This window comes from Paracoccus rhizosphaerae (assembly GCF_026162645.1).
Taxonomy (GTDB): Bacteria; Pseudomonadota; Alphaproteobacteria; order Rhodobacterales; family Rhodobacteraceae; genus Paracoccus; species Paracoccus rhizosphaerae.
In genome coordinates, this window is sequence record NZ_JAOTBE010000035.1 from 24,011 (window position 1) to 37,604 (window position 13,594).

Sequence of the window (13,594 nt, forward strand, 5' to 3'; positions counted from 1 at the left end):
CAAGTCAGAGGCTTTTCATGATCCGTCACACCCTTCGCAGCCTTGCATCCTGCGCGCTCGCCTGGCTTGCCACGACCGCGCCCCTGCACGCCACCGAACCCCGGGACAGCGCCCGCGTCTTCTTCTTCGGCAACAGCCTGATCCACCACCTGACGGACACTGACGAAACGACCGTTCCCCACTGGCTGGCCCTGATGGCCCGCCACGATGGACGCGACTTCGCCGCCAACGGCCGCTGGGGCTTTCCGCGGGAATTCGCGGCGGAACTGCCGCCGTCGCCGCAATGGCACCTGTCGCAGGTTCCCTCGGCCTGGGACGGCAGCGGCGGCTTTGGCGACGGGCGGTTCGACACCATCGTTCTCAACCCCGAGAACTTCATCCAGTACGACGGCGCCGCCAAGCCCTATCCGAACGACAATCCTGACGGCCTGACTCCGCTTGGCGTGACGCTGCAGATCCTCGACTGGTCGCGCGCCAACACCAAGGACCAAGTCTTCTTCATCTATGAGGGCTGGGCGGACCTGCACCCCTTCGCGGATGCCCTGCCCGCACGCCCGCGCGAATTGCGGCGGTATTACCGCCATGCGCAACGCGGCTATGCCGCGTGGTACGACGACTATGTCGCCCGGCTGGCCGAGGCGCGGCCGGATGCCGATATCCGGCTGATCCCGGTCGGGCGCGTGATGGCGCGCCTTCTGTCCGAGGAGCCCTTGTCGGCCATCCCGTCGGACGCACTTTATTCCGACCTTTCGCCGCACGGGACGCAGACGACCTACCTGCTGGCGGCGATGATCACCTATGCCGGCATCTTCGGGGTTCGTCCGCCAGCGGGGCTGGACCTGCCCGACACCATCGATCCGCATTTCGCCGCCTCCTACGAGGCGACGGCGCGCCGGATCGAGGACATCATGCTGACCGGGACGAACTAAGATGATGATCAGGGCAAGAATTGGGCTTTTGCTGACCGGCGAGGGGCTGGTCCACCGGGCGATGCGCGGATCAGCCCTGACCATCATCAGCTTCGGCGGGATTCAGGCGATCAGGTTGGCGTCGAACCTCATCCTGACACGGCTGCTGTTTCCCGACGTCTTCGGCCTGATGACGCTGATCATGGTCGTGATCCAGGGCCTGAACAACTTCTCGGATGTGGGCATCACCCCCGCGATCCTGCAGAGCAAGCGCGGCGACGACCGCACCTTCCTGGACACGGCCTTCACCATGCAGGCGTTCAGGGGCGTGATGCTGTGGCTGGGCTGCTGTGTCCTGGCAGTGCCCGCCGCGCAGTTCTACGACGTCCCGGAACTGGTGTGGTTCCTGCCCATCTCGGGGTTGACCGCCGTCATCTTCGGCTTCATGCCCACGAAGGTTGAAACTGCAAACCGGCATCTTCGCATGGGCCGCCTGACGGTGGTCGAACTGGCCACGGCGGCCGTCACGACCTTCCTGACCGTCGTCCTGGCCGCCATCCTGGGATCGGCCTGGGCCCTGGTCATCGGTCTGATCATGGGCGCGATCATCAAGGTCGTGATGGTGCACATGCTGATGGCGGGACCGGCGAACAAGCTGCGGTGGGACCGCGACTGCGCAGCCGAGCTGATCAGCTTCGGCAAGTGGATCCTGCCTTCGACAGTGGTAGGCTTCGTGATCTCGCAGGGCGACAAGGCGGTTCTTGCGCGGCTTTTGACGCTGAGCGAGCTTGGCATCTACAACATCGCCTTCTTCCTTGCCAGTTTCCCGCTGATGCTGGGAATCGCGGTGATTTCTCGGGTCATGATCCCGATCTACCGCTCTGCCGCCGAGGACCAAGGTTCCACCCAGCAGAACCGCGTCCGGCTGATGCGCGCGGCCCTGACCGGCAGCTTCCTGCTGTTGCTGGCGCTGCTGGCCATCTTCGGCCAGGACGTGGTCGAGTTCCTGTATGACGACCGCTACCGCGAAGCCGGCACCTTTGTCCGGCTGATCGCGCTTGCCAGCATTCCGACGCTGATCGGGCTGACCTACGACCAGGCCGCACTGGCGGCCGGCGACAGCCGGGGGTTCTTCTGGGTGACGTTGGTCAGGGCGGTGCTGTTCCTGTCGCTGTTCACCATCGGGGCATGGCAGGCAGGGATTCCCGGCGCACTTGCGGGACAGGCGCTGGCGGCCATCCTGGCATTCCCGATGCTGGTGCGCCTCGCCCGCCGCCACGGCGTCTGGGACGTCTGGCACGACCTAGGCTTCGGCCTTGCGGGGATCGCGCTGGCGGCGGTGTTACTCTAGCCCCCCCGGCGTCGCGGGGCCTGGTTCACCTAGTTCTCGACCTGGAAGACAAGGCGCGCCAGGCGTGGCCCGGCAGGATCATCGCGCCCTGCAGGTATCTTGGACCCAGCCGCCGGGGGCTGAGCGCCGCGCGCCACAGCCACTCGATGCGCGCCGTCCGCATCAGCCGAGGCGCACGACGCTGGCGACCGGCGATAAAGTCGATGCCGGCCCCGACCGAGGCCACGCCCATCTTGGGGCAGCGCCGGCGGACGCGGGCGGCCAAAATCTCCTGCCGCGGCGCACCAAGCGCCAGAAGGCAAAGCCCCGCGCCGGACCCCGCAAGCCGGTCCAGCAGGGCGTCGGCCTCGGCTCCCTCGGGGTCGAATGGAAACCCCGGTGCCTCGACCATCGCGACGCGCAGACCCGGGATCTCGGCCTTAAGGCGGCGGCCCGCCTCCTCACCCGTCTCGCGGGTGCCCGCGATGATTGCGACCGCGCGCCCAGATGAAGCGGCCAGCCGGCACAGCGGCCGCACCAAGTCAGACCCCGTGACCAACGACACGGGCTTCCCCGCCAGCCGCGCCAGCCAGACGATCGGATTGCCATCGGCCACGACAAGGTCATGGGCGGCATAGGCCTCACGGAAGCACGCGTCCGAGCGGAGCTTTTCCAGATGGTCGACATTTGTCGTCGCCAGGGCAAATCCCTCGCCCGCCTCAAGGCGCGCACCGATGATGGCCAGAAGGCTCTCGCGGTCGGGAACGGTGATGCCGATCCTGCCCGGACCCACGTCGAACTCCATCAGGTCGTCTCCCGCATCTGCTCTGGCTGCGCGTCGCATGTCATTGATCTTCTGCCGCGAAGCGCCGAGTCGACGCAAGTGCCATGACGAGCCTTCGCAAATGGACGGAATGGGCAGCGGCTTGAAGATGGCGACGTGAATCGCCTTACCCGCGGCGAAACTTGCACCATATGTCGTTCCGGCACGGCCACCATGAACCCTGGTGTCCGCCCCGGAGCGGCCGTGATCACTAAGATGCCATGCAAGATGTCGGCCCTCCGGAGGACGTCCTCACGTGGATTCACCGCATCTTAAGCGTCGGCGGCTAAGGCTGTTCGGGAACCAGAACGTCGGAAGATGCCGCCATGAAGACCAACACCTTCCGGATCGACGGAAGCCTTTCCATCCAGGACGCGCCTGCCGCCGTGGCACGGTTGCGCCAGTGGATCGACGAGGGGGGAACGTCGCTCGACATCGCGCCGGTCGCATCCTCGACCGGACTGCCGGGGCAGGTTGCGCTCCAAATCCTTCTTGCGGCCGAGCGCGAGATCGCGGCCCGCGGCGCCGCGCCGGAACTGTCGCCGACGGCGACAGCCATCCTCGCGATGTCCCCCCCAGGCGGCCTGCCGCACCCACTTGACCGGAGTGTTTCATGACCATCACCGTCCTGACAATCGACGACAGCAAGGCCATCCGTGACATGGTCGCCTTCAGCCTGCAGCCCCACGGCTATCGCGTGATCGGCGCCGCCGACGGCGCCGAGGGGCTCGAGAGGCTGAGGGCCGAACGCCCTGCACTGGTCATCACCGACCTCAACATGCCGGTCATGAACGGGCTCGACTTCATCCGGAATGCGCGCCAGGACGCGGCGGGGTCGGGCATTCCGATCGTCATGCTGACCACCGAGTCGAAGCCCGAGCTGAAGGCCGAAGGCAAGGCTGCCGGCGCCACCGGCTGGATCAACAAGCCCTTCGACGCGGCGATGCTGGTCTCCGTGACGAAGAAGCTGGCGGGCTGAGAGATGGAGGACGTCAATCCTGCCCTCGGCGCCTTCGTCCAGGAGGCGAGAGAAATCCTCGAGAACCTCGAGACGATGCTTTTGGACCTGGAAGGCCAGCCGCAACCCGAACAGATTGACGCGGTGTTCCGCGCCCTGCACACCATCAAGGGATCGGGGTCGATGTTCGGCTTCGGCATCCTGGCTCGCTTCACCCACCATTTCGAGGATGCCTTCGACAAGGTCCGCGACGGGCTGCTATCGATCGACGACCGGCTGATTGACTTGTCGCTGAAGGCGCGCGACCACATGTCGGCGTTGCTTTCCTGCGGCGGCGACTGCGACGAGGCCGAGGCGCTCGAAGCCTCGACCGAGGCGGGGCGGCTGCTGCGGTCCCTGTCCGACATCGTCAGCAGCACGGCCGCCGACGCGCCCCACCCGCCGGCCGAGGCCTCAAGAGAGCGCAGGTGGCGCATCCGCTTCCGCCCCGAGGCGTCCGCCCTGCGCAACGGGATGCGCCCTGACCTGCTGATCGCCGAATTGGCCGAGATGGGGCGGATCACCATCAGCTTCACCGCAGGCGACCTTCCGGCGCTGTCGGACCTGGATCCCGCGACCAGCCACCTCTGCTGGATCGTCGAGCTGCTGACGCGTCAGCCGCTGAGCGAGATCGAGGCCGTCTTCATCTTCGCCGACGATGCCGAACTGAACATCGCCGATGTAACCGAGCAGGCGCAGCCGGCGGCCAAGGCTGCGCCCGCGCCGCGCCGCCCGCCCGAGGCGGCCGGAGAGAACGTGCGGGTCGCCGCCTCGAAGCTGGACGAGATCATGGATCAGCTGGGCGAATTGGTCATCGCGCAGGCCCGCCTGAGCCAGCTGGCCACGGCCACTTCCGACCCCGACCTGGAAACCATGGTCGAAGAGGTCGAGCGTCTCGTCACGGGCCTGCGCGACTCGACGCTCTCGATCAGGATGCTGCCCATCGAAATGGTGTTCGGCAAGTTTCGTCGGGTCGTCAGGGACCTGTCGGCCGAACTGGGCAAGGACGTGGCCCTGGTGACCGAAGGGGGCGAGACCGAGGTCGACAAGACAGTGATCGACCGCCTGTCAGAACCGCTGGTCCACATGATCCGAAACAGCATGGACCATGGAATTGAAGGTGCTCAGGCCCGGCTGGCCGCGGGCAAGCCCGCGCAGGGCACGGTCAGCCTGTCGGCCCGGCAGGAGGGCGGCGAGATCCTGATCTCGATCGACGACGACGGCGCGGGCCTGGATCCCGAGGCCATCCGGGCCAAGGCGGTCGAACGCAAGCTTCTGTCGCCAGAAGCCCAGCCGGCGGAGGAAGAGCTTTTCCAGCTGATCTTCGCGCCGGGGTTCTCGACGGCCAAGCAGCTCTCCAGCGTGTCGGGCCGGGGCGTGGGGATGGATGCCGTCCGCTCGACCGTCGATGCGCTGCGCGGATCGGTCGACGTGCAGTCGCGGCGCGGTCGCGGCACCCGCGTGACGCTGCGCCTGCCGGTGACGCTGGCGATCGTCGACGGGCTTCTGGTCAGGCTGGGTTCCTCGGTCTTCGTCATCCCGCTGGCCTCGGTCGAGGAATGCGTCGAAGTGGACGCGGCCGAACAGACCCGCGATTCAGGGCGGACGATGCTGTGCATCCGCGAACATTTGGTGCCGTTCCTGGAACTGGATGCCGTCTTCGCGCAGGCCCAATCGGCCGAGCCGCGGCGGCGCGTGGTGATCGTAAAGGCGGACGGCCAACGGCTGGGGTTGGTTGTGGACGACATCCTCGGCCAGAACCAGACCGTCATCAAGTCGCTCAGTCAGTACCACCGCGGCGTCGAGGGCTTCGCCGGCGCGACCATCTTGGGTGACGGATCGGTCGCCCTGATCATCGACGTGGCGAGCCTGGCACGTCGTGCCCTGTCGCAAAGACACGCTCAACGGACGGCGGCCTGAAGATGACATCCGATACCATCGCAACCAGGCCCGCCGCCGCAAGCCGCCGCGAGATGGTCCTGATCTTCCGCCTGATGGGCGAAGCTTTTGCCCTCTCCGTCAGCTGCGTGCACGAGATCCTGGACCCGATCCCGCCGACGGTCGTGCCCAACGCACCGACCTTCGCCCCGGCGCTGGTCAACGTGCGCGGCGCGATCGTGCCGCTGATCGACATCCGCCGGCGGCTGGACATGCCGCCCGCGCCCGCCGATGCCGCCTCGCGGTTGATCGTTCTTGAACTGCCAGTATCGGGCGTTCCCACCCGGCTGGCCATCCTCTGCGACGCGGTCGAGGAGGTGTTCGAGGCCGACACAGCCGCGCTGGAGACCGTCCCCAGCCTCGGGGCCCGCTGGCCCGAGATCTACGTGAAAGGGGTCGTCCGCCACACTGACGATCTGGTCATCCTGCTCGACACCGACACCCTGTTCCGGCCCGACGGCTGAACACCGGGGACGTCACGAACCGCGACGCGGCCGACACAAGAAAGGGCAGCAAATTGAAGCAAGAGATCATCCGGCCGGCACCGCCTGCGCCGGGCCTGCACGGCCTGCGCATCGACAGCCAGCAGCGGTTCGAGCAACTCACCGATGTCCTGGGCGGGGTCCATGGCGCCTTGACCGACATCGCCGCCGACGCGGAACGGCTTGGCGGGCTTGTCCAGGAGGTCGGCGAGGCACGTTCCGATGCCGGCAGCCTGCGGAGGAGCTGCCATGAGCTGGTCGAACGGCTGGGGCAGGCGCACGCGGCGCTGGCCTCGGACCGGCTTCCCAAGGCGCTGGCCCGTGGGCTTGATGCAGTGGGCGAGATGCGCAGCGAATGCCGCCAGCTGCGCGCCGTCGCCTCGATGACGCGCGTCGCAGGGCGGTCAGCCAATATCGACGGGATCGAGGACTATATCGGCAGCCTGCGGAAGATGATCCAGCGGCTCGAAGACACGACGGTGGTCGTCCACGAGGGCCTGAGCCGCATCGATTCGGCCACGCGCGAGGCGTCGTCTCTGCTGGGCGATGCCAGTCGGTGCGCGCGGGCCGCGCTGGACAGGCAGCAGGATGCCGCCCCCGAGGGCGGCGGCGATCTGTCGTCGGTCATGGGCGTGCTGGCAGCCAGGCTGGCGGCCAGCACCAGCAGCAACACCGGTGTGCTGATGAACGGGATCCAGTTCTCGGACGCGTTCGCGCAGCGCCTTCAGCATGTCGAGGCGATCATCGACGCGGCCGGCGACCGGCCCGCGCCAGCGGTGCTGGCCTCGGCGCAGCTTCGCGCCCTGCGCGCGGATGCCGATGCGCTGATCGCCGAGACAAGGGCCGCCCTTCAGTCGCTGGCAGCGGATGGCCGGTCCGCGGCGCAGGCGCTGGCAGGGGATATTGGCGGCAAGGCGGCGGGAATGCTGGCCGACTGGCATCGTGAACTGGACGATGGCCGGCAGCTTGACCTGCTGGTCACGCCGGCCCTGCGCAGCGCCGTGACCGCCGTGACGGCGATCGAGGTCGCGATGGAGGGTGCCGCGCGCGATCTTGCGACACTGGCCACGACCGCGCAGGAGGTCCGGCTGGCCGCGATCAACTCTGGCCTGCTGGCCAGGCGCAGCGGCAACGGCAAGACCGCGATGGCCGTGCTGTCCGCAACGGTGCAGGAACGGGCGCATGCCTGCAGCACCTTGAACACGAGCTGCCGCGACAGCTTCGCCGTGATCAGTCAGCAGACCGCCGGGGCCGACTTCGCACAGCTTGCACGGCAGGCCGATGCCTTGGGCGTTCAGCTGGCCCGCGCCAAGGCCGATCTTTCGCGCGCGACTGCGCTTCTGTCGCAGCTGGAGGACCTGAAGGTTGCCGCGCAAGCGGGGGCAGCCGACCTGCAGCGCGGCGTAGAGCAGGGCCTGACGGTTCTCCGCGATCTGCCTGACCTGGTGCGGCAGATCGCATCCCGTGCCGAATCGGCGCAGCGCCCACTCTCGGATGCCGAGCGGGCCGAACTCGAAGCCTTCGCCGACCTCTATACGATGGATCGCGAACGCGAAATCCATGCCGAGGTCGCCGGGGTCGCGCTGACCCCGATGGCCGCGGCACAGCAATCCCTCGACGACATCTTCTTCTGAGACCGGGCGGCGACCGCCGCCCGGTGCAACCAATGCCATCACTCCATCAAGGACCTGAAGGAAATCCACGCCCATGCGTATGACAATCAAAGCCAAGCTGATCGGCGTTTTCGTGGTGCTGATCACGCTGATCGGTGCCTCGAGCTTTCTCGCCCTTCAAAAGGCGTCAGAGATGCAGTCGCAAATGAACAATCTGGTCGAAGAGACTGTGCTGCAGTTGGACCAAAGCCTGCAGATGGAGACGGCGGCTGCCCGCTCCATGAGCTTGGTGAAAAGCTATCTGGCGCTGGACGACCGCGACGCCGCGGCAGAGGCAGCCCGGCAGGTCGACCAGCAGTTCGGCGTTGTCGCCCAATCCTTTGCCAATGTCGAAGCGGTCGTTGTGACCGACCAGACGCGGGCGCTTCTGGCCGACTTCGATGGGAAGTGGAAAGAGTTCCTGGCGATCGAATCCGAGATCCGGGAACCGGGCATGGCCGACACGAACGTTCAGGCGCTGGAGCACTACACCTCGCAAAGCCGGCCTGCATTCGCCGTCCTCTATGACCGGATCGAGACGCTCATTGCCGACGTCCGCGGTCGGATTGCAGCCGCTACTGTCCGGGACGCGCGCCTCGTCGCGCTCGAGGCGAGCCTCGATGCGCTGACCGACGACGTCCGTGGCCTGATGAACGCCGAGCGGGACATGCTGCTGACGAGGGAAGCTGACGCCCTTGCCGCCAAGCGGGCAGAGATGTCCGCGCTCGAATCCGCGCTGGCCGAGCACCTTGCTGCGGCCGAACGCAGCGCCTCGGGTGCCGATGTTGCCGCAATGGCGGAGATCCGCGACGCTTGGGACATCTGGCAGGTGCCGCTGTTGGAGGTGGCAGAACTTTCGGTCGCGAATTCGAACACGATTGCGAACGATATCCTGAACAACCGGCTGGAACCTGTCTTCAAGGAGAGCTTCGCTGCCAGCGAAGCGATCGCCGAACGCTCTCGCGAGGTTCTGGGCGAGGTCCGGGCGCGGGCGCAGGCAACCTACCGGGCCTCGCGCACCATGCTGCTTTCGCTCGGCATCGCCGCCGCCGCCATTGCCATCGCTGCTGCCTTCTGGCTGTCCCTGACGATCAGCCGTGGTCTTGGCCGTGCGGTTTCGGTGGCCAAGGAGGTTGCCCGGGGCAATCTCGACGTGGATGCCGGGAGCCGGAGCCGCGATGAGATCGGGGCCCTGCTGAACGAGATGGACGGCATGGTGGCCGATCTCAGGGCGATGAGCGTCTCGGCCGAAAGCATCACGCGGGGCGATCTGCGTGCCGACGTGACGCCGCGCTCCGATCAGGACCGGCTGGGGATCGCGCTGCGCGACATGACGCTGAAGCTGCGCGAGGTGATCGCCAACGCCCATGTCAGCGCGACCTATGTCGCCGAGGGCGCCTCGAACATGTCGGCCACGGCCGAGCAGCTGTCGGCGGGGTCGAACCAGCAGGCGGCCGCCGCGCAGGAGGCCAGCGCCTCGATCGAGGAGATGACCGCCAACATCCGCCAGAACGCCGACAACGCCGCCCAGACCGAGCGCATCGCCAACCAGTCGGCTGACGATGCCAAGCGCTCGGGCGAGGCCGTCGCCAATGCCGTGCGCGCGATGAAGACCATTGCCGAGAAGATCAACATCATCCAGGAGATCGCCCGCCAGACCGACCTGCTGGCGCTGAACGCTGCGGTCGAGGCCGCCCGCGCCGGCACCCACGGCAAGGGCTTCGCCGTCGTCGCCTCCGAGGTGCGCAAGCTGGCCGAACGCAGCCAGCAGGCCGCCGGAGAGATCAGCCAGCTGTCGGCCCAGACCGTCGAGGTGTCAGGCGAGGCGGGCCGGATGCTGGAGACGCTGGTCCCCAACATCCAGCGCACCGCCGACCTGGTGCAGGAGATCTCGGCCTCGACCCGCGAACAGAACACCGGCGCCGAACAGATCAACCAGGCGATCCGCGAACTGGACAAGGTCATCCAGCAGAACGCCAATGCGGCCGAACAGTCCGCCGCCACCAGCCAGGAACTGGCCGCCCAGTCCCAGCAGCTGACCGGCGTGATCTCTTACTTCCAGCTGGACGGGACCGGCTCGAAGCCGGTCGCGCCGGTCCGCCCCAAGGTCGTGGCCAGCGGCAAGCCGGCCAAGGCCGAGCGGATCGCCAAGGCGGTCGAGGCGTTCGACCTGGACCTGGCCGAGGACGTGTCCGACGCCGACTTCCAGCGCTACGCGGGCTGAGCCATGTTCGAGGGCGAGACCGAAACCGTGGTGGAGGAGGATGCGTCCTCCACCTATCTGACCTTCGACCTGAGCGAGCAGATCCTGGGCGTCGAGGTCCGCCATGTCCGCGAAATCCTGGACATGCAGCGGATCACCCGCCTGCCCAACGCGCCCCATGACGTGCTGGGCGTGGTCGACGTGCGGGGCGCCAGCGTCCCGGTGGTCGACCTGAAGGCGCGGCTTGGCATCCCGGCCATCGACGACAGCCCCGATGCCCGAATCGTGGTGATCGACTTCGCCGATGCATCGCACAGCCCCTTCGGCATCCTGGCCGACCGGGTGCGCAACGTCGACCAGATCCCCGGGGACGAGATCGAGCCCTGCCCCGGGATCGGCGCCGGCCATTGGGACAGCAGCAGCCTGAAGGGGCTGTCGCGCCGCGGGTCCGACCTTGTCGTGCTGATCCGCCTGGACCGCATCTTCGCGGCCGCGCCGGGGCTGACCGACCCCGCCTTCCGCTTTTGATTACCGCCCTGCCGGTCCCGCCGGCAGGACCGACGCCCCCCCCTCAGGACCCTGACGCCGCCATGACCCCGGCCACCCCTCCGCCGCTGCACCCTGCCGAAGCCCGGAAGATCGCGGCCCTCGCCCGCGAAGTGACCGGCATCACGCTGAGCGAGAGCAGGACAGATTTTCTGACCGGCCGCCTGAACCGCCGCCTGGCGGCGACCGGCGCCACCAGCTATGACGACTATTGCCGCCTTTTGAAGGTGGACGCGCAAGAGCGCATCGCCTTCGGCGAGGCGCTGACCACGCACACGACCAGCTTCTTTCGCGAAAAGCCACAATACGACTGGCTTCTGACGCGGGGCCTCCCCGAACTGCACGAGGCCGGCCGGCTGCGCGGGCGTGGCCTGGTCATCTGGAGCGCGGCCTGCTCGACCGGGCAGGAGGGATATTCCGCGCTGATTACCGCCCAGCAGGCCCGCGACGCCGGGATGCAGGGCATCGTTCCCAGCCTGATCGGCACCGATATTTCCCGGCCGGTCGTCCGCCGCGCGATGACTGCGGTCTATAACAGGGCCGAGACCGAGGGCATCCCGCAGGCCCTGCGGCCGCGCTTCCTTCTGTCATCGCGAAAGATCGAAGGCATCTATCGCATCGTGCCACAGCTGCGCGACCAGGCCAGCTGGCGGACCGCGAACCTGGCAACCGGCGAGGGGCTGGACGGCATCGCCGCCGACGTGATCTTCCTGCGCAACGTCCTGATCTATTTCGATGGCGAGATCAGGGCACGCGTTGTGGACAACGTCTGCCGCCGCCTCCGTCCGGGCGGCTTCCTGATGACCGGCCATACCGAAGCCTCGCATGCCCGGCGCGACGGGCTGGAACTCGTCCACCCCTCGATCTATCGCAAGGTTGCCGCATGAACCCCCATCCGAAGAAGCGCGTCCTGATCGTCGACGACAGCGCGGTCGTCCGCCAGACGATCAGCGAGATCCTGTCTGCGCATCCGCAGCTGGAGGTGATAGGAACCGCCAACGATCCCTTTCAGGCCGCCGAGCGCCTGCGCAAGGAATGGCCTGACGTGATCGTCCTGGATGTCGAGATGCCGCGCATGGACGGCGTTACCTTCCTGCGACGGCTGATGGCGCAGAAACCCGTGCCGGTGGTGATCTGCTCGACCCTGGTGGGCGAGGGCAGCAGGACCCACCTTGCGGCGCTGGAGGCCGGGGCGGTCGACCTGATCCAGAAGCCGAACCTCTCGACGCGCAGGTTCCTCGAGGAATCTACCATCCGCATCCAGGATGCCGTTCTGGCCGCGGCCCACGCCCGGCTGCGCCGCGGACCTGCGACACCGCCCGCCAAGCTCACGGCGGATGCCGTGCTGGCCCCCGCCGCGCGCACTGCCATGGCACAGACCACGCACAAGGTCGTGGCGATCGGCGCCTCGACCGGCGGGACCGAGGCGCTTCGCACGGTCCTGCAGTTGCTGCGCCACGATGCGCCGCCGATCGTGATCGTCCAGCACATGCCCGAAGCCTTCACCCGCGGCTTTGCGAAGCGCCTGGACGAGCTATGCCAGATATCGGTGAGGGAGGCGCAGTCGGGCGACAGCGTCCTGCCGGGGCAGGCGCTGATCGCGCCGGGCGGACGCCACATGATGCTGACGCGCAGCGGCGCCAACTATCGCGTCGAGGTCAGGGACGGGCCGCTGGTCAACCGGCACCGCCCGTCGGTCGACGTCCTCTTCAGATCGACCGCCCAGGCCGCCGGCGCCAATGCCTTGGGCGTCATCATGACTGGCATGGGCGACGACGGCGCCCGCGGCCTGAAGGAGATGCGCGACGCCGGCGCCCGCACGATCGGGCAGAACGAGGCCAGCTGCGTCGTCTACGGCATGCCTGCCGAAGCCCTCAAGACTGGCGCCGTCGAGAGAGAGGTCCACCTCTCCGACATCGGCCCCCTGATCCAGCGACTAGCTGCCTCCGGCGCGGATATCACAAAGAAAACCTAATCGGACAGGCCCCCCTGACATCAGGAGTCAATGCCCGCTTGGGCGAGTTACGGACATATCAAATCGCCGCGTCGCCTTCCCGTCTGGCAGCAGCGCTATATGTCGGCGGAACCTGCTGATGCGCCTAAGACCGACCTTCGGCCCGACCGCCGCCTCGGCGCCAGCAGCAAAAATCTAGATCGCAAAGGAAGCTGTCTGCCGGATGAGTACAGGCGACCAAGGTCATTGAGGTGATAGCCAACCGGCATCCAGACCGTCGTAGCATCCGGTGCACAAGCTTCCCGCGACAAATAGCTTTGCATAATGCGCGGCGGGAATGGGTCTGAGAGGCGTTGTTGCATAAAGCCTTTTTGGGATACACATTGCACGTCCAGCGACATAGCTGAACGGCATGTCCAAGCCCGCGCTTACTCGCTACCGCACCCTGAACTGGTCTGCCTACAACGCTGCGCTGTGTGAGCGCGGCTCGCTGACCGTCTGGTTCGACCCGTTGACGCCGTGGCATGCGGCGCTCTCGGGCAAGCGCGGCGGGCAGCCGGTCTATAGCGACGCCGCGATCCAGGCGTGTTTGACGGTGAAGGTCCTGTTCGGTCTACCGCTGCGGCAGACGACGGGCTTCCGTGGCTAGCCTGCTGCGGCTTGCGGGGCTCGGCTGGCCGGTCCCCGATTTCTCGACACTCTGCCGACGCCAGAAGACCTTGGCGGTGCAACTGCCTTACCGTGGCAGCGGCGGTTCATTG

12 protein-coding genes and 1 pseudogene are annotated in these 13,594 nt (G+C 67.2%); 12 read left to right on the top strand and 1 reads right to left on the bottom strand.

Annotation, left to right across the window (positions count from 1 at the left end):
- Positions 1–17: 17 nt before the first annotated feature.
- Positions 18–929 (top strand): hypothetical protein, encoded by a 912-nt coding sequence (locus OC184_RS12645; protein WP_265507543.1) that lies wholly within the window; start codon positions 18–20, stop codon positions 927–929.
- A gap of 1 nt (position 930) precedes the next feature.
- Positions 931–2,259, top strand: coding sequence for an oligosaccharide flippase family protein (locus OC184_RS12650; RefSeq protein WP_265507544.1), 1,329 nt, complete (start codon positions 931–933; stop codon positions 2,257–2,259).
- Between the two features lie 25 nt (positions 2,260–2,284).
- Here OC184_RS12650 and OC184_RS12655 read toward each other — a convergent pair whose 3' ends face one another.
- Positions 2,285–3,082, bottom strand: coding sequence for a WecB/TagA/CpsF family glycosyltransferase (locus OC184_RS12655; protein ID WP_265507545.1), 798 nt, complete (start codon positions 3,080–3,082; stop codon positions 2,285–2,287).
- 305 nt (positions 3,083–3,387) lie between these two features.
- Here OC184_RS12655 and OC184_RS12660 point away from each other — a divergent pair, with 305 nt between their 5' ends.
- From OC184_RS12660 to OC184_RS12705, 10 genes and pseudogenes are all read left to right on the top strand, one after another.
- Complete coding sequence (locus tag OC184_RS12660; RefSeq protein ID WP_265507546.1) at positions 3,388–3,678, top strand: hypothetical protein; 291 nt, start codon at positions 3,388–3,390, stop codon at positions 3,676–3,678.
- Positions 3,675–4,040 carry a response regulator gene (locus tag OC184_RS12665; protein ID WP_265507547.1) on the top strand — a complete coding sequence of 122 codons (366 nt, stop codon included), beginning with the start codon at positions 3,675–3,677 and terminating at the stop codon, positions 4,038–4,040. The genes OC184_RS12660 and OC184_RS12665 overlap by 4 nt, the downstream gene beginning before the upstream one ends.
- A 3-nt stretch (positions 4,041–4,043) precedes the next feature.
- Entirely contained in the window at positions 4,044–5,978 is a 1,935-nt protein-coding gene (locus OC184_RS12670; protein ID WP_265507548.1) for a chemotaxis protein CheA, read from the top strand.
- Between the two features lie 2 nt (positions 5,979–5,980).
- Complete coding sequence (locus OC184_RS12675; RefSeq protein WP_265507549.1) at positions 5,981–6,460, top strand: chemotaxis protein CheW; 480 nt, start codon at positions 5,981–5,983, stop codon at positions 6,458–6,460.
- Positions 6,461–6,513: 53 nt separating this feature from the next.
- Entirely contained in the window at positions 6,514–8,112 is a 1,599-nt protein-coding gene (locus OC184_RS12680) for a hypothetical protein (RefSeq protein ID WP_265507550.1), read from the top strand.
- Between the two features lie 73 nt (positions 8,113–8,185).
- Complete coding sequence (locus tag OC184_RS12685) at positions 8,186–10,354, top strand: HAMP domain-containing methyl-accepting chemotaxis protein (RefSeq protein WP_265507551.1); 2,169 nt, start codon at positions 8,186–8,188, stop codon at positions 10,352–10,354.
- 3 nt (positions 10,355–10,357) lie between these two features.
- The gene (locus OC184_RS12690) at positions 10,358–10,861 is read left to right on the top strand and encodes a chemotaxis protein CheW (RefSeq protein ID WP_265507552.1); all 504 of its coding nucleotides are present in this window, start codon (positions 10,358–10,360) and stop codon (positions 10,859–10,861) included.
- A gap of 62 nt (positions 10,862–10,923) precedes the next feature.
- Complete coding sequence (locus OC184_RS12695; RefSeq protein WP_265507553.1) at positions 10,924–11,766, top strand: CheR family methyltransferase; 843 nt, start codon at positions 10,924–10,926, stop codon at positions 11,764–11,766.
- The gene (locus tag OC184_RS12700) at positions 11,763–12,854 is read left to right on the top strand and encodes a protein-glutamate methylesterase/protein-glutamine glutaminase (protein WP_265507554.1); all 1,092 of its coding nucleotides are present in this window, start codon (positions 11,763–11,765) and stop codon (positions 12,852–12,854) included. The genes OC184_RS12695 and OC184_RS12700 overlap by 4 nt, the downstream gene beginning before the upstream one ends.
- Positions 12,855–13,245: 391 nt before the next feature.
- Positions 13,246–13,594: pseudogene (locus tag OC184_RS12705) on the top strand (transposase); the annotation flags it as partial.

What these genes read in the sequence shown, in the direction of transcription:
- OC184_RS12675 (WP_265507549.1), top strand. Translation starts at nt 5,981, where the DNA reads ATGACATCCGATACCATCGCAACCAGGCCCGCCGCCGCAAGCCGCCGC.
- OC184_RS12700 (WP_265507554.1), top strand. Translation starts at nt 11,763, where the DNA reads ATGAACCCCCATCCGAAGAAGCGCGTCCTGATCGTCGACGACAGCGCG.
- OC184_RS12645 (WP_265507543.1), top strand. Translation starts at nt 18, where the DNA reads ATGATCCGTCACACCCTTCGCAGCCTTGCATCCTGCGCGCTCGCCTGG.
- OC184_RS12685 (WP_265507551.1), top strand. Translation starts at nt 8,186, where the DNA reads ATGCGTATGACAATCAAAGCCAAGCTGATCGGCGTTTTCGTGGTGCTG.
- OC184_RS12660 (WP_265507546.1), top strand. Translation starts at nt 3,388, where the DNA reads ATGAAGACCAACACCTTCCGGATCGACGGAAGCCTTTCCATCCAGGAC.
- OC184_RS12665 (WP_265507547.1), top strand. Translation starts at nt 3,675, where the DNA reads ATGACCATCACCGTCCTGACAATCGACGACAGCAAGGCCATCCGTGAC.
- OC184_RS12655 (WP_265507545.1), bottom strand. Translation starts at nt 3,082, where the DNA reads ATGCGACGCGCAGCCAGAGCAGATGCGGGAGACGACCTGATGGAGTTC.
- OC184_RS12670 (WP_265507548.1), top strand. Translation starts at nt 4,044, where the DNA reads ATGGAGGACGTCAATCCTGCCCTCGGCGCCTTCGTCCAGGAGGCGAGA.
- OC184_RS12690 (WP_265507552.1), top strand. Translation starts at nt 10,358, where the DNA reads ATGTTCGAGGGCGAGACCGAAACCGTGGTGGAGGAGGATGCGTCCTCC.
- OC184_RS12695 (WP_265507553.1), top strand. Translation starts at nt 10,924, where the DNA reads ATGACCCCGGCCACCCCTCCGCCGCTGCACCCTGCCGAAGCCCGGAAG.
- OC184_RS12650 (WP_265507544.1), top strand. Translation starts at nt 931, where the DNA reads ATGATGATCAGGGCAAGAATTGGGCTTTTGCTGACCGGCGAGGGGCTG.